The organism is Streptomyces sp. NPDC025784, assembly GCF_055558435.1.
Genome location: NZ_JBVHMN010000002.1, coordinates 188,374 through 208,811, shown reverse-complemented (window position 1 = coordinate 208,811; position 20,438 = coordinate 188,374). Strand labels below are relative to the sequence as shown.

Sequence of the window (20,438 nt, the reverse complement as noted above, 5' to 3'; positions counted from 1 at the left end):
CAGGCCGTGCCATGCGGCGGTGGCTTCACCCTCGTCCGGTGAAGCCACCGCCGCATGTCGGTCACTTGGCGATCAGCAGCAGCGTCGCGCGGGCATGGAGGGTGTAGACGGTACCGGCGCCGCCGACAAGGCTCTCGGAGCCGGGCCGGGCGACCTGGTCGGGGCCCTCGGCCCAGGAGGACGTGTCGGTGACGCGGTACCAGTTCTTGCCGGCTCCCGGCGAGGGCAGGGCGAAGTCGACGTCGCCCGACCAGCCGTTGTAGCCGACGTACAGCGCGGCGGTCGGGTCCGAGAACTCGGTGCCGTCGATGCGCCAGGCGAGAGCGTGGTTGTTCGGGTCGGACCAGTATGTGCTGTCCGGAGTGGTGCCGGCGGGGGTGAACCACTGCAGTTGGCCCATGCCGTTGCCGTTGGTGTCGGAGGCCGTGTAGAAGGCGGTCGGGCGCAGCGCCGGGTGAGCCTTGCGGAAGGCGCTCAGCCGCTGGGCGTAGGTGCGGAAGGTGCTCTGGTCGCCGGTCCACGCCGAGGTGAGCCAGTTGGCGGAGGAGTCCAGGTTGTAGGGATTGTTGTTGCACTTGAGGGAGCGCAGGTACTCGTCGCCGCCGGTGATCATCGGGGTTCCTGCGGACAGCATCAGGAACGCGAAGCCGTTGCGGGCCGCCTTGCGCTGGTCGGCGGCGACACCCCCCTGGTCCCAGGAGAGGTTGTGGTCCGAGCCGCCGTCGGAGGGGCCGTACGGCCAGGACTGGTTGTTGTTCTTGGTGTTGCACCGGTAGAGGTCGGCGAGCGTGAACCCGTCGTGGGCGACCATGAAGTCGATGGAGTTGGAGGGGGCGCGGCCGTCGTCCTGGTAGAGGTCGGAGGAACCGCTGAAGCGGGTGGCGAGCTCACCGGGGGTGACGTTCTCGACGCCGAGGGTGTTCTGGCTGCGGCGCAGCGTGTCGCGGAACTTGTCGTTCCATTCGGACCAGCCGACCGGGAAGTTGCCCACCTGGTAGGTGCCGCTGCCCAGCGCCCAGGGCTCGGCGATCCAGTCGGTGCCGGTGCCGCCGCCGGCGGGCCGGGCCGGCATGAGGTGCGTGATGCGGTTCAGGGCGGTACCGGGGTCGGTGCGGCTGTACTGGAAGCAGCCGTGCTGGCAGGTGTTGCCGAGGACCGGCGCGAGGTCGAAGCGGAAGCCGTCGACGCCGAGGGAGTCCTTCCAGTAAGCGAGCGAATCGGTGATCAGGTCGGCGGTGACCGGGTTGTAGGTGTTGACGTTGCCGCCCACGCCGGTGTTGTCCCAGGGGCTCTGCATGTCGGACGTCAGCGAGTAGTAGGTGGGGTTGTCCAGGCCGCGCAGTGACAGAAGGCTGTAGGTGTTCCTGTCGCTCGCGTTCCAGGGGCCGCCCTCGCCGGTGTGGTTGTAGACGACGTCCGTGAACACCTTGATGCCGGCGTCGTGGTACGCCTTGACCATCGCCTTGAACTCGCGGGTGGGGCCGCCCGGGCTCCTGTCGGAGGCGTATCTGCGGTCGGGCGCGAAGTAGTCCAGGGTGGAGTAGCCCCAGTAGTTGTCCCCGTCGGTGGACGTCGGATCGACGTCGTTGGCGTCGTTCTGGGTCTCCTGGACCGGCAGGAACTCCACGGCCGTGACGCCCAGTGCGCTCAGATCGGCCGCTTTGCGGGCGGCCCCCGCATACGTGCCGCGTTCGGCGGCGGGCACGGAGGAGTCGTTCTCGGTGAGGCCGCGGAGATGGACCTCGTAGACGATGTCGTCCTTGAGAGCGCGCGTGGGCTTGGTGCCGGTGCTCGTGGTGTCGGCGGGCAGCACGATGCCCTTCGGGGCGAGGGCGCCGTCGTCCACCGCTCGGAACTGCGGGCCGGTCCCATAGGCCGTGCTGTCCGCGCCGCCCGGGGTGCCGGGGTCGTGGCTGAGTTCGCGGGCGTAGGGGTCGGTGAGGAGTTTGTTGGGGTCGAAGCGGTTGCCGGCCGTGTCGACGTCGCTGACGAAACCGGCGCTCGATCCCTTCCTCCAGGCCGGATCGTACGGCCAGTTGGGGCCCCAGGCGCGATAGCCGTAGTAGACGGCGCCGGTGATTCCGTACTGGCCCTGGATGGTGGACACCGGCACACTGGCGGACCAGACGTCGGTGGTGGAGTCCTTGGTGAGCGGGACGACCGCGGCCTCCTGGCTGCCCAGCGCGGTGCGGTAGAGATACAGGTCGATGCGCGTGGCCCGGGATGAGAAGACCCGGAAGTCGATCGCCGTCCCCGTGGCGTCGTAGTGGGCGCCGAGCGCCCCTCCCGTCGCCGCCACCGCACGTGCCACGAAGGGGCCGGGGAGGGTCGGACCGCCGATGCCGGTGGCCAGAACCAGGGCCGCTGCCACGGTGGCGAGACGGCGTCGGCTTCGCGGCAGGGCAGGGCGTATCGAGGTCATGGCGGCTCCCCGGGGCAGGCGTGTGAATACACCTCGGCGCCGTCCATCGCGCCGATGGCTGAAATCCTTTGCAGAACGTTGCCGCAAGATAGTGCAGTCGGCTCGAGCGGTGAAGACCTCGCGCAGGGTTCCATGCTTCGCAGCCGGATTGCCGACGACGGATTCGCGGCGGCGGCCGTGGACACGAGTACTACATGCGCAAGATCGCCGAGGGCAGACGCCGGCGGAGGCGCGGAGGGCCCCCAAGCGGCGCCGTTCCCCTGTTGTTCATCGCATCGTCAAACGTGACCGAGGCAAGGCTCTCGGCACGGCCGCTCGATACACAGAGGCACTCATCAACGTCTCCAACTGCCCCCCTCGGCCCCGGTGACACCATCCCCAGGTCATCCGTTCGGCAAGGGAAGAGTCGCGACGGGCCCGGAAGCCGGCGGCCCTCTTGCAGGACCGCCCAGAACACAACAGGGCCGCTTGCCTTGCCCGGCACCTGTCGGACGTACCGGGCAAGGATCGGGCAGGAGCCCTGCTCGGATCGCGTCAGTCGGTTCGGCGGTGACCGCGGGGCCCAATCGGCCCATTGTCCGTCCATGTCCGAGGGTCAGGTCTTTGCGCGGTGTGTCGCGGCGAATGGTGGCAGCTTGCTGTCAGTGCCGCAATCGGCCATGGATTGGTCTTCCTCCGGGTCGGCCCGGCCAGCACGATGATCGCTTGTTTGCTGCAGGAACCCGCTATTCCCGGCGGGTTCTTATGACGCTCAGTCAAAGGACCTGTATCGTGCAAGCTTTGAGAAGGGCGGCGTTGGTGTTTGCGGCCACCGGCGCGCTCTCCATCGGCGGGTGGCTGCCCGCATCGGCGGCTTCCGGCCATCCGGTCGCCAAACCGGTGCCCATAGCCTCCGGCCAGTCCGTGACGGTCACCCTGGTCACCGGAGACCAGGTGTGGGTACGAAATCCGAAGTCGCCCCACCCGATGGTGAGTGTGACTCCCGCGGCCATCCCGGGCCGCTCCGTGTTCTTCACCACCTCGACCGGGAGCGGCGGTCACATCAGCGTCGTGCCCAGCGACATGATGCCGCTGATGGGCTCGGTGCTGGACCCGAAGCTGTTCGATGTCACCGAACTGATCGGTGAGGGGTACGACAACGCCCACGGCGCGGCTCTCCCGCTGATCGTGCAGCACGCCGCCGGTGTGCGCGGCGCAGCAGGAACGCTCGCGGATGCGTCCCTGCACACGGTTCGGGAGCTGGGCAGCATCCATGCCACTGCCGTCCGGGAGTTGCACAAGGACGCGGCGCAGGGCCTGGGCAAGTCCCTCTTCGACGCCGGCCGTTCGGTGATGAACCGGCACCGTGCCGTGCGGAACCTGGGCACCGCAGGCCCGCTGGCAGGCGTGACCCATATCTGGCTCGACGGCCAGGTCAAGGCCTCTCCCATCGCCAAGCAGAGCGCAGCCAGGAAGGCCGCCGACGACGCCCTCGACTGGAACCTCACCAAGACCGATGCCCCTGGGGCCTGGGCCACCGGCAATGCGGGCAAAGGTGTCAAGGTCGCCGTCATCGACACCGGTATCGACACCACGCACCCCGACTTGGTGGGCAAGGTGGTCAACTCCGCCAACTTCACCGGCTCGTCCGATGTGAGCGACCACTTCGGCCACGGCACCCACGTCGCCGGAACCATCGCCGGCACGGGGGTGGTCTCGGGCGGTCACCGCAAGGGCGTCGCCTACGAGGCGGAACTGCTCAACGCCAAGGTTCTCGGAGACGACGGCTCGGGCACCATGTCCGGCATCATGGCCGGCATGGAGTGGGCCGCCCAGCACGGTGCCAAGGTCGCCAACATGAGCTTGGGCAGTCTTGCTGCCAGCGATGGCAAGGACCCGATCAGCCTGGCCCTCAACCAGTTGACCGAGCAGTACGGCACCCTCTTCGTCGTGGCGGCCGGCAACCAGCCGAATGTGACGGTGTCCGCCCCGGCGGCTGCAGACGACGCGCTGTCGGTCGGCGCGACGGCCTCCGACGACGAGATGGCGCCCTTCTCCTCGCCCGGTCCCCGCCTGGGCGACTCGATGCTGAAGCCGGAGATCTCCGCTCCCGGCAAGGACATCGTCCAGGCCCGCGCGGCCGACGGCATCATCGGCGATCCGGTCGACCAGTACTACACGATGATGTCCGGCACCTCGATGGCCACTCCGCATGTCGCGGGCGCGGCGGCCACGCTGGCCCTCGCGCACCCGGACTGGACCACGGCGCAGCTCAAGGCCGTGCTCCAGGACAGCTCGGACGCCTTGCCCACCAGCGTCTACCGCGCCGGTTCGGGTCGGCTGAACGTCGCCCAGGCCCTGCAGCAGCAGGTGGTCCCGGACCGCGGCGCCTTCGATTTCGGCATGCTCGACTGCACCGTCAAGGCGCCGCTCTCACGCCAGGTCACGCTCAGCAACACCGGCGACAGCGACGCCACCTACGAGTTGGGCCTGAAGATCAGTGACTTCCGGGGCCGCACGGCCCCGGCCGCTGCGGCGAGCCTCTCCGATTCCCGGATCACCGTTCCGACCGGCAAGTCGGTCTCGGTCCAGGTGACCGTCGACCCGTCCGAGCTGGGCACCGGTCCCTACTCCGGACAGGTCGTCGCCACGCCGGTGGGTGACGGCGTCCCGCTCCATCTGGCCGTCGCGCTGTGGTCGTCGCCGCAGTACTGCCCCGTCCACTTCTCCGCGCTGGACCGCAACGGGGCCCCGACTCCTGCCGTGATCCAGATCATGAACAAGGACAACGGCGACTTCGGCTACCAGCCCATCGACCCGGCCGGTACCACGGTGTACATGCAGGAGGGGCAGCACTTCGGCATCGCCGCATCCCTGGCCGGCTCCTCTGCCGATGGCAAACCCGAGGGCGTCCTGCTGGACCTGCCCGAGGTCAAACCCTCTTCGAACGACCACATCGTCCTCGACGGACGCAGGACGCACCCGTTCTCCGTCAGCATCCCGGGACGCAAGGCTGCTCCCAGCATCAATCAGGTCAGTGTGCGTCATGATGCCGAGAGCAACCCCGGGTTCTACGCGAACCTGGCGCTGGGTTCGGTCTACGGTTCGCTGGACGGCGGCGTGGACCTGTACGCCGGAGAGGGCTCGGACGTCCCGGCGGCGCCGGGTACCTCCCACACCATGGCGTACATGCGGCTGAACGACGCCCAGGCCGCCAACCGGCCGTGGACCGCCACCACTGTGTACGACCTGGCCTGGGGCGGTAGCTCTTTCGGCGACGGCCTCGCGCACAGGCTCACCTCGCGGGACCTGTCGCGACTGGCCCGGATCGAAACGGATTTCCGCCAGGCGGGTGCCCACGGTGACCGCCTGCAGGAGTCCCGTGGCCCGGCGATGACGGGTGCGACGTTCGAGCAGATCCTGACGGCCCCGAGCCACCGCACCGACTACGTCACCCCCGGAATGGACTGGGAACACGCCTTCCGCGTACAGGGCTCCTACGCCGCCGGCATGGTGGACTTCGACGAGACCGAGCGGTACTCGCAGGGCGAGCAGAGCGAGACCAGGCTCGGCGGACCGTTCGGTGCCACTCTGAAGGGCAGGGTCGAGGACCCGGGCGGCAGCCGCACCATGGACCTCGACTTCACGCACATGGCCTCCTCCGGCGGAGAGGGACTCGTCGACAGCGCGCCGGGTGTCGGCGAGAACGACCGCAGGCGTTTCGTCTACCAGATCTCGGAAAACGGCGCGCTCCTGCTCAACCAGGAAGGGAGCACGCCGCTCGACTGGACCGTGCCGAACATCCCCGCCGAGAAGACCGACTGGGAGGTGCACGGCGACCTCAACCTGCCGGGTGTGTTCGCCGGATCGGGCACCGAGGCCCACACCACCTGGGACTTCAGCACCGACCTGACCTCTGCCGGCAGCAAGCCGTACACCGCGCCGCTGCTCAACCTCGGCTACAGTGCGGCGCTTGACGGGAACAACAAGGCGAAGGCCCGGAAGGCGATGGAGATCGGGCTTTCCGCGCAGCGCGTCGCGGGCGCGGCGCCCAGCAAGGTCACTGTGATGAAGGCCGCCTGGTCCACCGACGGCGGAACGCAGTGGCACAACGTCCAGCTGGTCCGGACCGGTGACGGCCGCTACAGGATGCGCCTGCCCGCTGCGGCGCTGGTGAAAAGTGGCACCGTCTCCCTGCACGTGAGCGCGCGGGACGCCGGTGGCAGCAGCATCGACCAGGTCCTGCCCAAGGCGTTCTTCGTGACAGGCTGACGCGGAGAGCCCCAGCGCCGATGGGCCGGGCATCCGGTCCGGCCCATTGGCGCTCCCCGGCCGGTCGCCGATCGCACTGGCGGCCGGCTGTCCGACGCCGCATCGACTGGCTGTGCTTTGCGCACTTCGAATCCCGGGCGGTCTTTGCCCGACTTTTGGGAGCTCAGGCAGGCCGTTGGTCGATCCGCTCCGCCGGCCCTACACCGTCAGGCGGCACTGTCTCGAGCGCTGCCTGGTGCTGTGCAGGGTCCTCCGGTCAGTCGGCCGGGCGGCTGGCTGTGCGGCCGGGCGCAGTGGTGGAGCCCAACCCCAGCAGGTATCCGGCCTGGAAGCGGGTGTTCGCCTCGGTCCGGTCCATCAGGGCGGCGACACGACGGCGCACGGTGCGCAGGCTGAGTCCCAGGTGCCGGGCGGCGGCCTCGTCCTTGAGGCCGGAGGTCAGCAGGTGCAGCAGTTGCCGATCGTCCTCGGTCAGTCCGGCCGCCCGCGGCAGCTGATCTGCACCGGTGTAGGGCTTGGCCTTCTCCCATAGCGAGGCGAACAGGCTGGACAGCGCGTCCAGCAGGCCGCAGGGGTGGACGACTATGGCTGCTGCGTCCTGTCCGGAGGACAGCGGTACCAAGGCGATCCGCCGGTCGGCGATCAGCATTTTCATCGGCACCTCGGGCAGGATCCGCGCTTCGTCGCCCGCCTTGCGGAACTGTTCGAGCGTCTGGACGGCGTGGTCCTGGTCCAGTGCCTTGCTGGAGTAGATCACCCGGCTGCGGACCCCGCGGGCCAGCAGGCCCAGCTCGTCCTCACTGGGGGTGAAACCGCCTGAATAAGGCGGAGCGCTCAACACCTCTATCTGGCCGGTGACTTGGCGCTCTATCAGGCGAACACGTGCGTCGACCTCGCTGGGGCCGCGGACCACTTCCACGATGTCCCGGGCCTGCCGTCCATGGGCGGTCAGGCGATAGCGGTCGGCCAGCAACGCCGAATGCAGCCGTATGCGTTGGAGCTCCCCCTCTTTGCGTCTGATGAGCGCCTCAAGCGAGAGGTCCGGGGCGATCACCGAGAAGGCCGCCGGGTCGTCGGGATCCTTCACCACCAGTCCCAGCTCCTGCAATGCGTTCAGCAGGTCCTGCACCACGGTGTCCTCCAGGGCCAGCTCCCGGCTGATCTGGGGGCGGTGGCGGACCTGACCTTGCACCAGGTACTCGTACAGGTCAGCCTGGCGGTCCGTCAGACCCAATGCCTCGTACACGATGGGTTTCCTTGCTCGGGGGGCATGCCGGCTTCATGCCGGCGTCCGAAGAGGACGAGGCGCCATCCTGCTGGTGGAGGCCGGAGCATTCAAGATCTGTTCCGGCGCCTGCGGAGCGGCAGGGCGTCCTCCGGCCAGCGGCCACAGAGGGGCCGGACGCGGCCCAGCAGAGTTGGCCGGACCGTCCGGACGGCCGCCCACCTGCCCATGAAGGAATCCCAAGGCCGCCGCGCCCCACCCCCGCCCCTGCCACAACCGGCGTCGCGGCGGAGCCCGCCTGGCCCGATCCAAGGGAATTGCGTCCATGTGACGAGCCATGAAGTGGCCGGCCCGGGCGGTTGAACTGCACCAGCGCGTGCACAGCGCTCGGATGCACGCGTGGGACGACCCGGAAAGGCAGTCACCATGTTCAAGTCCAAGATCTAGCCTTTGGGTGTTTCCGCAGGTCAGAACCCTGATTGCTGCCTCCGGGTCAGCAAAAGGTCAGCATTGGACCGTAAGGTGTCCGGCTTGCTGACCTGCACCTGCACCTGCACCTGCGGCAGGGGCAGGGGCTCGCTGCCCCGCCCGGCGCCCTGCTCGGAAGGCCGTCCGCTGCCGAGGACGGGGCGTACGCGGCCTCAGCCGTTCCCGTACCTCCGCATTCGAACCTTGGGGCGGCGCACGGACGCGGGCCGGGTGCCCGGCCTCAGCTCAGCCGCTCTCCGGGGCGGTGATCTGGCGCTTGAGGATCTTGCCGGTGGGGCCCTTGGGCAGAGCGTCGACGAGCCAGACCTCACGCGGGTACTTGTAGGCCGCCACGCGCTCGCGGACGAACTCCCGTAGCTCGTCCGCGCTGGCCGTGCTGCCGTGACGCAGCGCGACCACGGCGGTGACCTCCTCGCCGAGTGTGACGTGTGGTGTGCCGATCACTGCGGCCTCGGCCACGGCGGGGTGCTCGTACAGCACCTCCTCGATCTCGCGCGGGTAGACGTTGTAGCCGCCGCGGATGATGAGGTCCTTCTTGCGGTCGACGATGTAGTAGTAGCCGTCCTCGTCGACGCGGGCCAGGTCACCGGTGCGCAGCCAGCCGTCGATGATGGTCTCGGCGGTCGCCTCGGGACGGTTCCAGTAGCCGGCCATCACGTTGTGCCCGCGGACGCAGAGCTCGCCGACACCGTCCTGCGGGTCGAGAAGGCACATCTCGACGCCCTCGACGGGTGTGCCGACGGAGCCGGGCTTGCGGGGCCGGTCGGGGTGGTTGAAGGAGGCGATCGGGGAGGTCTCGGACATGCCGAAGCCCTCCAGGACCGGACATTCGAAGACGGCCTCGAAGGCGTGGAGGACCTCCACCGGGAGTGAGGCTCCACCGGAGGCGCACAGCCGCAGCGAGCTGGCGCCGTGTTTCCCGGTGCCGCGCTCGTGTTCGGCGAGTACGGCGGCGTACATGGTCGGCACGCCCTCGAAGACGGTGACTCGTCGCTCGTGGATGGTGCGCAGGGCCTGGCCCGGGTCGAAGCGGGCGAGCAGGGTGAGTCGGGCGCCCGTCGCCACGGCGGCGTTCATGGCGCAGGACTGTCCGAAGGCGTGGAAGAGAGGCAGGCAGCCCATCACCACGTCGTCGGGGGTGAGCCGGAGCAGGGTGCGCCCGCCGATCTCGGCGTTGCGGGCCAGCCCGGCGTGGGTGAGCATGGCGCCCTTGGGCGCGCCCGTGGTGCCGGAGGTGTAGAGGATGACGGCGAGGTCGTCGTCCTTCCGCGGGACGGCCGCCGCCGGGTCCGGTTGCTCGGCCAGCAGCGTCTCCAGCCCACCAGGCACTATCGGTACCACCGGGGTTGCTGTGTCGTCGGCGCCGACCCGGGCCTGGTCGGCGGCGCCGTCCCAGGCGAGGAGCAGCGCCATGCCGGAGTCGCGCACCTGGTGGGCGATCTCGCGGGGCTTGAGCAGGGGGTTCATCGGCACCACGACGGCACCGGCGCCCAGCACGCCGTAGTAGAGCACGGGGAACTCGGGAAGGTTGGGCAGCATCAGGCCGACCCGGTCGCCGGGGCCGACGCCATGGGTGGCGAGGAGTGCGGTAGTACGACCGGTGAGGGTTGCCAGCTCGGCGTAGCTCAGCCCTTGGTCACCGAGCTCGACCGCACGGCGGTGGCCGTGCTCGGTGGCAGCGCGGGCGAGGAAGTCGTTGAGGTTCATGAGGGGATCGGTTCCTGATCAGCCGCGGAGTGCGGAGGCGAAGACGGCGGGCAGCCGGGTGATGCCGGGTGCGGTGGTGAAGCCGGTGACGCGTCGCAGGGTGGTGCGCCCGGTGCGGTTGGTGACGAAGTACGGGGGGCGGGGTGAGAGTGACGGCGAGCCGGTGAACAGGCCACGCGGGGCGGGCGCGAAGGGCGCGCGCACCACGGTCTTCTCGACGTCCTCGAGCATGAAGGCGTTGTTGACGAAGCCGATGCCGCTGCCGATCGCCTGCCGGGTGTTGCCCGGGTAGGCGCCCCAGGGCGTGTAGCCGAGCAGGAAACCGACGGCGGACCAGCAGTTGACGCCGAGGGTGCCGTAGTGCAGCTCGGCGACGGCCGCCTCCACCACGGCTCGGTGGGCCCGCTCGGTGGCCGGGTGGACGATCAGGGTCGCGCCGAGCGTGCCCGGGAGGGTGCCGTTGGCGAAGTCGACGGCGTTGCCCAGGAATTCGGCCGGGGTCTCGCCGGGCAGGCGTACCACGCCGAGGGCGCTGGCGAACACTTCACTGCTGAGCAGCACGTCATCGTGGTCGGCGATGTCCGGCACCAGCAGCCGGCCGCCGTCGCCGTAGCTCTCGGCCTCCGGATGTGCCGCGCGGACCGCGGCCAGCCGCCGGTCGGCGCCGGGGTAGTAGTCGCTGCGGGCCGGCAGGGTGCGCAGCACCGTGCGGATCTCGTCGAGCAGCCGCTCGGCGCCGTCCCAGGAGCGGGGCAGCACCAGCACCTGGCTGGCGATGCAGTTGTGGCCGGAGTTGTTCATCTTGCTGGTGACGATGTGCTCGGCCTGGAAGCGGAAGTCCGCCGCGCTCCACTCGCCCGGCACCACGATGCACGGGCTGACTCCGCCCAGCTCGCTGGTGAACGGCTTGTCGACCAACGGCCGGTCGTCGCGGCGGCGCTGCTCGGCCTGCTCGTCGGTGCCCCACATGATGGCGTCGTGGGTGCGGTCGCTGCCGGTGACGTGAAGGGAGTCCACGCCGTCGTGGGTGGTGAGGTACGCGCCCTCGGCGGGGCCGCCGTCGACGAACCGCAGCCAGCCGCGCTCGACGTATTCGGCGAAGATCCGCTCGAAGTGGGACCGCAGATAGGCGTTGACCGGGTTCATCTTGGCGACGACGACCTGACCCTCGGCGTACAGCTTGTGCAGGATGTCGACGGCGGTCAGGGCGGCGACGTTGCCCGCGCCGAGCACCAGCGCCACCCCGGCCGGCTCCGGACGGCCGCGGTACAGTCCGGCCACCCGGTCGCGCACCTGTTCGGCGGTGGTGCCCGGCCGCATCCGGACCTGGGCCGAGTAGCCACTGAGCAGCACGCGGTCCCAGCCGGTGGCGGGGAAGACGTCCACCCGGGTACGGCCGCCGTGTTCGTGGACCGCCCGCGCGGGCAGCGGATCCTGGCCGGCGGCGATCCGGCGCAGGACGTGCAGGCGGGCGCTGACGTTCTGAGCCAGCGCCCACGGGCCGCCCGCCCAGTCCTCCGCGGCCCAGGGGGAGTCGGGGCTGTACCCCTTGGCGCGGGCGCCGGCCGCGGTCAGCTCGGCGGCTCCGTCGCGGATGCGTGGCATCAGCCGCTCCAGCAGGCCGATCCGCTCGGAGAGCGGTGCCGCGGCCCAGAAGGGGGCGTTCTCCCGCAGTTCGTGCAGGGCGCGGTCGAGGGCGGCGGTGTCGAGGGGGGTGCTGTGCACGTCACTCCTTGGCGGTGCGAACAAGTGGGATAGGAACCGGGGCGGTTCACTCGCCCGGAAGGCGCCCGTCACGGGCGGGGTCGACCGGGTCGGGGCGCACACGGTGGCGGTCCCGCCGGGCAGCAGCAGAGCTGCGGTGAGTCGCACGGCGAGGGGGTAGCCGGCGGTGCCGTGAACGTCAGCGAGCCGGTCTGCGCCGGGGCGACGGGTCCGGCGGTGGTCATCAGGGCCCAGCGCGCCACCGCGGCGCCGACCGGGCGAGTTCGGCGACGGTCGTCTCGGCGGGCCGGTCATCACGTCGGCCAGACCGAATCCCGGCAGCAGGACCGCGGTGAGGAGGCCGTGCGGAAGTCCCCGCAGGGCCAGGCAGGTCGGAACGCAGAGGATCAGCGTGATGCCGTCCAGGCGGGCACGGGCCCGACGACTGCTCATACCGTGGTGCAGCCGCTGGCCGGGTAGTTGTCGCTGACCTACTGGAACGTGAGCTCGCCGGCGACGCTCTCGCGACCTGCGAGCCACATGCTCAGCGCTTCGGTGGTGCCGCGGACCACCTGGCCGCGACCGCGCGGCGTCCCGCCCGGTGTGACGGGGACGACCCGGTAGCGGGTGAGCTTGCGGCCGAACGGCCGGCTCCAGATGACTCCTTCACGGTACAAGGCGCGGGCCACCATCTCGGGGATCTCACGGTTGCGCCCCAGGCCACGCAGAACGTCCTGGTGATGCATCGCCATGTCTCCGGTGAGCAGCCATGCCATGGCCTGTGCCTGGCCGGAGGGCTTCGTGGCGGACTTCCACCCGAGGTCCGTCAGCTCGGCACGGCTCAGCGTCCTGCCGTGCGCAACCATCCGTGCGTTGCCCCGGTTCACCGTCCGTGTCGACGGCCGGAAATAATGGGATGCCATTCGGTCCAGACCGATCACATGTGCCAGGACGTCCCGTGGGGCCCAATCCGTACACAGAGTTTTCGCGTTGTTGAACTCATCGTCGGTCAGCTCGCTCATTGTCTCCATGAACCGAGCGCGTTCCCGGCGCAGTTCCAATTGCCATGCGGTTGACACAGCCTGCGGTTCCTTTCCCGGATGAATCTGCTCCACAACCACGGGCTGGACCCGTGCGGTTCGAAGAGGTGACTTGTGCAGCGCACGGACGGCAGCGCCGCTCGCCCGTCCCGCAGGGTGTTCTGCGCGGTCGCCCAAGGACCGTAGGTCCGTTCCTCGGCAGCGACGGGCAGGCCCGGTCGTAAGCCTTCGCGGCCGCGGCCGGTGTGTCAGTGGCCGGCTGCGTGATCTGCAGCGTCAGCCGTTCCACAGCGCGATCCGTTCAGACAGGTCGACCGTGGCCACGCCGAGCGCGTGGTCGATCGGGGCGGTGCCGAAGTCCGCTGGTGTGTTCACCGCCGCGGCTCCTGTTCGGCTTCCGGCGTTTCCGTGCGCACGGCCGTGGCGGTACGGGCGGCGCCGCGGGCCGCGGCCCGGGCGGCGCGCCGCGCGGCGAGCTCCTCGGCTTCGCGCCGCTCCAGCCGCGGCACGTACGTCCACACGTAGACGGCGACCAGCCCGGCACAGGCCAGCAGCAGCACGACCGGCACCGCGCTGAACCGCGGTCCGACGCTGACCGAGGCCAGCAAGGCCATCAGGGCGAAGACCAGCGTGAGTGCGGCTGCCACGGGTGCGCCCCCCCGCAGCCGGTGGGGGCGGTCGGTGCCAGGCTCCAGGCGGCGCAGTTTCCACAGGCAGTACCCGGCGGCGCTGTACACCGCCATCTCCAGTGCCGCGCACAGTGAGACGATCGCGGCGAAGGAGCCGGTGACGGCCACGACCGCGGACAGGACAAGGGAGCTGCCACCGAGGATCCACACCGGGACCACGGGCACCGCCTGCTCGTTGAGCCGGGTCAGCGGACGGGGCAGCTTGCCTTCACGGGCGACGGCGTACATGAACCGGGAGAGCGTGACGAACCCGCCGTTGAAGGTGTTGACCGCGGTCAGCGCCGTGACGGCGAGCATCACCAGCATCCCGGCCCGGCCCAGCGCCTGCTGGGCGAGCAACAGTTGCGGGTAGGCGGTGCCGAGCGCGGCACCGTCGAGGGTGGCGCCCATCGCCACCGCGAACACCGCTTGGCAGCCGGCCAGGACCAGCACGGCCACCAGCATCGCCCGCGGGATGATCCGCGGCTCGGTGACCTCCTCGGCGTTCGTGGTCACCCACTCGAAGCCGGTGTAGACGAAGATGCCGAGGATCAGGGCCTGGATCGGCGAACTCGTCGAGCCCGCGCCGAGCGCAGCGTGGTGGCCCGGGTGCGCGATCGCCGCGACGCCGATCGCGACGGTGGCCAGCACCACGATGGTGGTAACGATCCGCTCGGCCGCTCCGGCGAGCTTGATCCCGCGCAGATTCAGCCAGGTGGCCAGGACGAGCAGCAGGGCGACGTAGCCGATCGCGATCAGCCGGCCGTTGCCGAATGTGTACGCCAGGGCTTCGCCGATTATGTAGGCGTCGGCGGCGATCACCAGCACGATCGCCAGCATGTAGGTCAGCGTGATGGTCAGCGCCGCCTTGTCCGGCATGGCGCGGGCCAGCCACAGCCGGAGGCCGGCCGCCGTCGGGTACATGCCGTTCAGCTCCGCGAACACGGACCGCACGGCCAGGATGACCAGGCCACCGGCGAGGATGGCCAGCCAGGACATCGGCCCGCTGACATAGGTCAGCAGCTGCGCGAGGCCCAGGAAGTTGATCGCGGCGAACGCCAGTCCGGTGGAGATCGCGGAGGCGCCGCCGAACGACAGCGCCCGGCGCAGCACCGGCTGCGCCAACGGTTCGGCCATGGGGTTTCCCTGTCTGTGCTCAGTTACAAGATCACGGTCGTCGCAAGGTGTCGTGGCGCGGCCGTCCCGCCGGCCGGGCCGGAGGGGCTTCGCCCCCGGCTGTTCCGCCGGCGGACGGTGGGGTTTCGGGCAGGCCGGCCGGGGCGTGGGCCCAGGCCCCGGCACGAGCCCGCATGGCGCTGTGCGGCTACTGGCCCAGGAAGACGAACATCGCCATGGCGTCCAGGCGCATGACGTCTTCGGCCCGGCCCTGGGTGCGGATGGCGCCCTGCATGTAGTTGGACGCCGGGTTCGCGTCACCCCAGAAGATCTCGGCCAGGTCGAAGCTGTGGCCGCGCACCACCAGATCGGCCGTGCCGGACAATCCGACCGTCGGCGATGCGGGTTTTCCGCCGGAGACCACCAGGGTGAGAGCCGCGTCGTGGTCGGTGGCCAGGATGTGAATGTGACAGTTCCAGCCGCCGAGCGTCTTGCCGACCCGGGGGCTGGCCCCGGCCTTGATCGCATATTCGCTCAGCGCGTCGAACAGCTCGTCCGCTCCGACGCTCTCTCGGATCGCCTCGCTCATCGGGTGGCCTCCGCCGCGGGCAGCCCGGCGGCCAGGCCCAGTTCGGCTGCCACCGCGGCGGCAGCCTGCTCGCCCGAGCGCACCGCGCCGTCCATGTAGCCGCTCCACACGGTGGCGTACTCGGTGCCGGCCCAGTGGATCCGGCCGACCGGCTCGCGCAGCGCCGGGCCCAGCGTGGACCAGGTGCCCGGGCTCAGGATCCCGGTGTAGCAGCCGCGGGACCACTCCTCCTCGAGCCACACCTTCTCGTAGACCGCGATCGGCTGCGCCGCCTTGGGTCCGAAGACCGAGACCAGTTCGGCCACGACCTGCTGCTGCCGTTCTTCGGGGCTCATCCGCAGCGCGCGCCGCGCGGCGTCACAGTCGGTGAAACTGACCAGAACGCCCTCTGCACGGTCCGGGTGGCTCTGGTCGAAGGTCAAGGTGTCGTGTCCTGTGCTGTGCCCGGTGAGGCCGTCGGCGCGCCAGAACGGCTCGGGGTAGACCACGGTCGTCTTGATGGCCGAGCCCATGAACACCCGCTGGGTCAGCTGATCGCGCAGGCCCGGCAGCGCCGGGCTGTAGCGCAGCCGGCCGGCCAGCGGCGGCGGGACGGCGACGACGGCGTACCGCGCACGCACCCGGCCATGCTCGTGGTGCACGACGACACCGCTCTCGTCCTGGTCGATCCGGTGGACCGGGCAGGACAGACGGACCCGGTTGCCGAGCACCCCGGCCAGGCCGAGCGAGACGCTCATCGCTCCGGCGCTCAGGCGCGTCTCCTGAGCGCTGTTGATCACTCCGATCATCCGCTCCGCGCCGCCGCCGGAGGCGATGTAGAACAGCGCGTGCAGCAGCGACACCTCCCCGGGCTCGGCGGGGAACAGGGCGCGGGTGAACGCGCGCAGCCACTCTTTCGCGCCCCCGCAGTACGGCTGCGCGCCGATCCAGCTCTCGACGGTGGTGGAGTCCAGCACGGCGGCCTGTGGGTGGGTCCACGGGGCCTCGGCGCCGACCTCGGCGGCCAGTGCGGTCAGTTCGACCATGGCCTCCATGAGGTCCGCGGCCACCACCGGGTCCCCGGTGGGGATCGCCCCGTGGTAGCGCAGCAGTCTGCCGTCCTCGGCGCGCTGCAGGTTGTCCCCGTCGCTGTACTGCGTGAACGTCGCCAGACCGAATTCCTCGACGAGCGCGTTGATCCGGTCCTGGGTCGGGCCGATCCATTGGCCGCCGTACTCCACCAACCGCCCGTCGTCCTCGACAACGGAGCAGGTGCGCCCGCCGACCCGGTCACGCGCCTCAAGAACAAGCACCTCCACGCCTTGGGCGTGCAGGGTGCGGCCGGCGGTCAGCCCGGCCAGTCCAGCGCCGACGATGACGACGTCGGTGTCGTAATTCTCGGGCACGAGGCCACCTTTCATAACTTGGTCAATTAACTTGGTCGCATGACCAAGTCGGGTGGCCAGAGTGAAGTATGCTTCGGTGAAGGTGTCAAGAGGTGACCGGAAGACCCGGTCGCGAACCTGGGAAGAAGGTGACGAACCTGCCTCGGATGAAGGTCGAAGAGCGCCGCGAGCAGTTTGTGAAAGCGGCTATCGAGGTCATGGCACGCGAAGGGCTGGACCGGGCCACGACGCGCCGCATCGCCGAACAGGCCGGGATGGCACAGGCCGCGTTCCACTACGCGTTCCGGGGCAAGGACGAGTTGCTGACCGAGGTCATCAGTGCGGTGACCGAGCAGGTCGAGCAGATCCTGCGCAACGCGGTGACACCCGAGCGAGGACTGGCCGCAGCGATCGCCGACGCAGTACGCGCCTTCTGGGCCTTCGTGGTGGGCGACGACGGGCTGCAGCTGATGCAGTACGAACTGATGATCTACTGCCGCCGCAACCCCGGCTTCGAGTGGCTTGCCGCCTGGCAGTACACCCGCTACTGCGCCTTCGTCGAAGACGTCTTCCGCTCCGCGCTCGCCCACGAGGCTTCACCGCCGCCGATGGAGCTGGCCGCACTGGTGCGGTTCCTCGTCGCGGCGATCGACGGACTGGTCATCCAGTACGAGGTCCACCACGAGACCGAACAGTCCCGGCGCGACGTGGAAAACGTGATCTCCTGCGCCCTGTCGATGGCCGGCTTTACTTCCAAGCCTCCGCCTCGGGAGCCTGAAAGCCCCTCGTAGGCGCGAGCGGCGGCTACGCAACCACAGCCTGGGCGCCAGCACGCGCATCGATCAGGCTGTGGGACAGGGGTGCCGCCTGCTGCCTCAGGACCATGATCGCGATGATGACCGGGGCCTGGCGGGGGTAGGGCCGGGTAGACGGGCAGCGCCGTTGTCCCTCGCGCGGTCCGGCGTGTGCCGGACCAGGCCGAGCACGCGCCGCACCTGGTGAGGTTGCTGCGCGGGGCTGTTGCGATGTTCGATCGCGAAGGTCCGGGTACGCCCCGCCGGCCGGCACACGGAGGTGACGCTCCGACAGGTCTGCGGCTGTTCGCGCCACACAGGGCTGTGGCTGGTGACGGTGCCGGCCATGCGGGCCGACGCATCGTTCTGGGACTCGCTGGTGTTCGAGGGGATCGGCGACGGGGACGTCGAAGCGGTGTCCGCCGCCTTCGGCAGGGTCGAAGTGGTGGCGAGAGGCCGGGCGGCCATCGCGGCGTCTCCGGACTGCGATCGCTCGTCGGACCGGGTGCACGACTCCTAACAGCGCGGACCGAAGGATCTACCCCCCGGCGGGCAGAGCGTCCTGATCCGTCTCAGGGTCCGGCGTTTTCTCTGCGGTGCGGCGGACTGCCCCCGCCGTCCGCTCGCCGAGCCGTTCGTGTAGCTGACCGTGTTGCACGCGCGTTTCGCCACCCGGCCCATCCGGTCGCCTTCGGGCCGGCATGAACGGCGTTCATGGGCGCCGTTCCGTGGGGTGAAGGGATCTACGGGGTGGCAAGACTCTGCCGCAGGTACCTCCGTCGGCGGGATCCGCGATCAGGGCGCTGTCCACGGGCCGGCTGTTCACGCAGGCTGAGAGTGACTGTCACGCACCAACTCTATGGGTGCCCCTGGGAAGTGATCCGCCCTATGTCTCCCATGTGCCTGATTCACCATCAGACAAGTCAGCATCTGATCAGCATCAGTCCCTGTACGTTCCGAGACGCGTGTCCGAACAGGCGCTTGGTCGGTGACGTCACAACAGTCTGGTTCGCACGGAAGCCCAGGCAGGGAGCCTCTCCTCGGAGGGGAGCGATGTTCCTCACAGTCTTCGAGTCGGGCGCGTGCCAGTTGTAGAGTGAAGATCGCCCTTGACCTGCAGAAAGCAGGCAGGGAGCCGTCTTCCAGGAGTCCAAAGTGCTGCGTACTCTGTTCAAGTCCAAGATCCACCGCGCCACTGTCACTCAGGCCGACCTGCACTACGTCGGATCCGTCACCATCGACGCCGACCTGCTCGACGCGGCCGATCTGCTGCCCGGCGAGCTGGTCCACATCGTGGACATCACCAATGGCGCCCGGCTGGAGACGTACGTCATCGAGGGGGAGCGCGGCTCGGGAGTCGTCGGGATCAACGGAGCGGCCGCCCACCTCGTCCACCCGGGCGACCTGGTGATCATCATCAGTTACGCTCAGGTCTCCGACGCCGAGGCGCGGGCGCTGCGGCCGCGGGTCGTGCACGTGGACGGCGACAACCGCATCGTGGACCTCGGCAGCGATCCGTCGGCGCCGGTGCCGGGCTCGGACCAGGAGCGCAGCCCGCAGGCTGTCTCCGCCTGAAACCCGGCCGAGGACAGCAGGACAGAGCGACCGAGGCCGCGACGACCCGAGGAGCGTCCATGAGTGACATCGAGATCCGCGACGACCGGGAGGCCGGCCGGCTGGAGGCGTTCGCCGGGGAGGAAGTGGTCGGCCACATCGAGTACTTCGTCCTCGAAGCTCCCGCACGGGCGCTCGTTCCGGTGCACACCATCGTGGAGCCCGAGCACGAGGGCCAGGGCATCGCGGGCTCGCTCGCCCGGGAGCTGTACGCGATCGCCGGGCGTGAGGGCGTGGTCGTCGCTCCGCTGTGCCCGTACGTCGTGAAATGGGCGGCCCGGCACCCCGAGGAAGCGCCGGCGGCCGACCCGGAGCTGCTCAAGTCGGCCGTCCAGTGGCTCAAGGCGCATCCGGGACGCTTCTGATGACGCGGCCCGGACCGCTCGACGCAGGGCCCGGACCGCTCGCGACGGGGCCGCAGTGGCCGGGACCGCTCGCGCTGCTGCACACCTCGCCCGCGCACGTCCCCGTGTTCGAGGCGCTGCGCGACCAGGACCATCCCGGTCTGGAGCTGCGGCACACGGTGTCCGAGGAACTGCTGGCCCGTGCCCGGGCCGAAGGACCCGACTCGGTGGCCGCGGCGGTGCGGGCCGCACTCGACACGGCCCTCGCCGACGGTGCGCGGGCCGTGCTCTGCACCTGCTCGACCATCGGCGGAGTCGCGGAGGACGCGGGCGCCGCGCTGCCCGTGCTCCGCGTCGACCGTCCGATGGCCGCCGCCGCGGTCGCCGCGGGATCCCGGATCGTCGTCCTCGCCACGGTGGAGAGCACCTTCGCGCCGACCGTCGCCCTCGTCGAGGAGGAGGCACGCCGCGCCGGGCGTCCCGTGGACGTGCGGACCGTGCTCGCCGGAGACGCGTGGGCCCTCTTCGAGGCAGGTGACACGGACGGCTACGCCCGCGCCGTGGCCCGTGCCGCCGACGCGGTCACCGGGGCCGACGCGATCGTCCTCGCGCAGGCGTCCATGGCCCCGGCCGAGCGGCTGACCGGCACCTCGGTCCCCGTGCTGGCGAGTCCGCGGCCGGGTCTCGCCGCGGGGGCGGTGGCCGTGCGCGCCGGGCGGAGCGTCGCCTGAGCGTGCGCCGAGCAGGCCCACCTGGTTGCCATCCCTCACGCGACAGGGTGAGTGGGCGCGCCGGTGCCGGGTACGCGTGGGACAAGTCCAGGGCCGACGTACCGACTGGCTGGAGGACACCATGACGCATCCGTTCCCCGACCCGGTGAAGCCGGGACCCACGCCGGGGCCGGGTCCCGACCGCCCGCAGCCCTTCCCCGACCCCGTGCCCGACCCGGGTCCGCACCCCGGACCCGAGCCGGTGCCGACCCCGTCCCCGATCCCGAAACCGCCGGGCCCCGACCCGGTGCCGGAACCGGATCCCCAGCCCGGGCCGATCTCCTGAACCGAGCCCGGCATCGGGCACGAGCCGCTGCCCCGAGAGGGGTCGAAAGACGAGG

At 70.1% G+C, this 20,438-nt stretch carries 14 protein-coding genes; 6 read left to right on the top strand and 8 right to left on the bottom strand.

Going from position 1 to position 20,438, the window contains the following annotated elements; all coding sequences use genetic code 11:
- Nucleotides 1–61: 61 nt before the first annotated feature.
- The gene (locus ACZ4IF_RS06975) at nucleotides 62–2,422 is read right to left on the bottom strand and encodes a glycogen debranching protein (protein WP_467560285.1); all 2,361 of its coding nucleotides are present in this window, start codon (nucleotides 2,420–2,422) and stop codon (nucleotides 62–64) included.
- Between the two features lie 705 nt (nucleotides 2,423–3,127).
- On the opposite strand from ACZ4IF_RS06975, the gene ACZ4IF_RS06970 reads away from it, so the two are divergent.
- A complete protein-coding gene (locus tag ACZ4IF_RS06970; protein WP_467560283.1) occupies nucleotides 3,128–6,673 on the top strand; it encodes a S8 family peptidase in 3,546 nt (1,181 codons plus the stop codon).
- Between the two features lie 256 nt (nucleotides 6,674–6,929).
- Here ACZ4IF_RS06970 and ACZ4IF_RS06965 read toward each other — a convergent pair whose 3' ends face one another.
- From ACZ4IF_RS06965 to ACZ4IF_RS06935, 7 genes are all read right to left on the bottom strand, one after another.
- A complete protein-coding gene (locus tag ACZ4IF_RS06965; RefSeq protein WP_467560281.1) occupies nucleotides 6,930–7,919 on the bottom strand; it encodes a helix-turn-helix domain-containing protein in 990 nt (329 codons plus the stop codon).
- 693 nt (nucleotides 7,920–8,612) lie between these two features.
- The gene (locus ACZ4IF_RS06960) at nucleotides 8,613–10,094 is read right to left on the bottom strand and encodes a long-chain-fatty-acid--CoA ligase (RefSeq protein WP_467560279.1); all 1,482 of its coding nucleotides are present in this window, start codon (nucleotides 10,092–10,094) and stop codon (nucleotides 8,613–8,615) included.
- 18 nt (nucleotides 10,095–10,112) lie between these two features.
- The gene (locus ACZ4IF_RS06955; protein WP_467560277.1) at nucleotides 10,113–11,819 is read right to left on the bottom strand and encodes an aldehyde dehydrogenase family protein; all 1,707 of its coding nucleotides are present in this window, start codon (nucleotides 11,817–11,819) and stop codon (nucleotides 10,113–10,115) included.
- A 470-nt stretch (nucleotides 11,820–12,289) separates the two neighbouring features.
- The gene (locus ACZ4IF_RS06950; RefSeq protein ID WP_467560275.1) at nucleotides 12,290–12,913 is read right to left on the bottom strand and encodes a maleylpyruvate isomerase family mycothiol-dependent enzyme; all 624 of its coding nucleotides are present in this window, start codon (nucleotides 12,911–12,913) and stop codon (nucleotides 12,290–12,292) included.
- A 296-nt stretch (nucleotides 12,914–13,209) separates the two neighbouring features.
- Complete coding sequence (locus ACZ4IF_RS06945; RefSeq protein WP_467560273.1) at nucleotides 13,210–14,643, bottom strand: APC family permease; 1,434 nt, start codon at nucleotides 14,641–14,643, stop codon at nucleotides 13,210–13,212.
- Nucleotides 14,644–14,830: 187 nt separating this feature from the next.
- Complete coding sequence (locus ACZ4IF_RS06940; protein WP_467560271.1) at nucleotides 14,831–15,211, bottom strand: hypothetical protein; 381 nt, start codon at nucleotides 15,209–15,211, stop codon at nucleotides 14,831–14,833.
- Nucleotides 15,208–16,596, bottom strand: coding sequence for a flavin monoamine oxidase family protein (locus ACZ4IF_RS06935; RefSeq protein WP_467560269.1), 1,389 nt, complete (start codon nucleotides 16,594–16,596; stop codon nucleotides 15,208–15,210). The genes ACZ4IF_RS06940 and ACZ4IF_RS06935 overlap by 4 nt, the downstream gene beginning before the upstream one ends.
- Nucleotides 16,597–16,742: 146 nt before the next feature.
- Here ACZ4IF_RS06935 and ACZ4IF_RS06930 point away from each other — a divergent pair, with 146 nt between their 5' ends.
- The 5 genes from ACZ4IF_RS06930 to ACZ4IF_RS06910 all read left to right on the top strand — a co-directional run bounded on the left by ACZ4IF_RS06930 (nucleotide 16,743) and on the right by ACZ4IF_RS06910 (nucleotide 20,058).
- Nucleotides 16,743–17,366 (top strand): TetR/AcrR family transcriptional regulator, encoded by a 624-nt coding sequence (locus tag ACZ4IF_RS06930; RefSeq protein ID WP_467560267.1) that lies wholly within the window; start codon nucleotides 16,743–16,745, stop codon nucleotides 17,364–17,366.
- 349 nt (nucleotides 17,367–17,715) lie between these two features.
- The gene (locus tag ACZ4IF_RS06925) at nucleotides 17,716–17,889 is read left to right on the top strand and encodes a hypothetical protein (RefSeq protein WP_467560265.1); all 174 of its coding nucleotides are present in this window, start codon (nucleotides 17,716–17,718) and stop codon (nucleotides 17,887–17,889) included.
- 635 nt (nucleotides 17,890–18,524) lie between these two features.
- Nucleotides 18,525–18,944 (top strand): aspartate 1-decarboxylase, encoded by a 420-nt coding sequence (gene panD, locus ACZ4IF_RS06920; protein ID WP_467560263.1) that lies wholly within the window; start codon nucleotides 18,525–18,527, stop codon nucleotides 18,942–18,944.
- Between the two features lie 59 nt (nucleotides 18,945–19,003).
- Complete coding sequence (locus ACZ4IF_RS06915; RefSeq protein ID WP_467560261.1) at nucleotides 19,004–19,348, top strand: GNAT family N-acetyltransferase; 345 nt, start codon at nucleotides 19,004–19,006, stop codon at nucleotides 19,346–19,348.
- Nucleotides 19,348–20,058 carry an aspartate/glutamate racemase family protein gene (locus ACZ4IF_RS06910; protein WP_467560259.1) on the top strand — a complete coding sequence of 237 codons (711 nt, stop codon included), beginning with the start codon at nucleotides 19,348–19,350 and terminating at the stop codon, nucleotides 20,056–20,058. Before ACZ4IF_RS06915 ends, ACZ4IF_RS06910 begins: the two co-directional genes overlap by 1 nt.
- Nucleotides 20,059–20,438: the final 380 nt, after the last annotated feature.

Excerpts from the sequence above, each read along its gene's own strand:
- ACZ4IF_RS06975 (WP_467560285.1), bottom strand. The coding sequence starts at position 2,422 with ATGACCTCGATACGCCCTGCCCTGCCGCGAAGCCGACGCCGTCTCGCC.
- ACZ4IF_RS06960 (WP_467560279.1), bottom strand. The coding sequence starts at position 10,094 with ATGAACCTCAACGACTTCCTCGCCCGCGCTGCCACCGAGCACGGCCAC.
- ACZ4IF_RS06945 (WP_467560273.1), bottom strand. The coding sequence starts at position 14,643 with ATGGCCGAACCGTTGGCGCAGCCGGTGCTGCGCCGGGCGCTGTCGTTC.
- ACZ4IF_RS06940 (WP_467560271.1), bottom strand. The coding sequence starts at position 15,211 with ATGAGCGAGGCGATCCGAGAGAGCGTCGGAGCGGACGAGCTGTTCGAC.
- ACZ4IF_RS06930 (WP_467560267.1), top strand. The coding sequence starts at position 16,743 with ATGAAGGTCGAAGAGCGCCGCGAGCAGTTTGTGAAAGCGGCTATCGAG.
- ACZ4IF_RS06925 (WP_467560265.1), top strand. The coding sequence starts at position 17,716 with ATGCGGGCCGACGCATCGTTCTGGGACTCGCTGGTGTTCGAGGGGATC.
- ACZ4IF_RS06915 (WP_467560261.1), top strand. The coding sequence starts at position 19,004 with ATGAGTGACATCGAGATCCGCGACGACCGGGAGGCCGGCCGGCTGGAG.
- ACZ4IF_RS06910 (WP_467560259.1), top strand. The coding sequence starts at position 19,348 with ATGACGCGGCCCGGACCGCTCGACGCAGGGCCCGGACCGCTCGCGACG.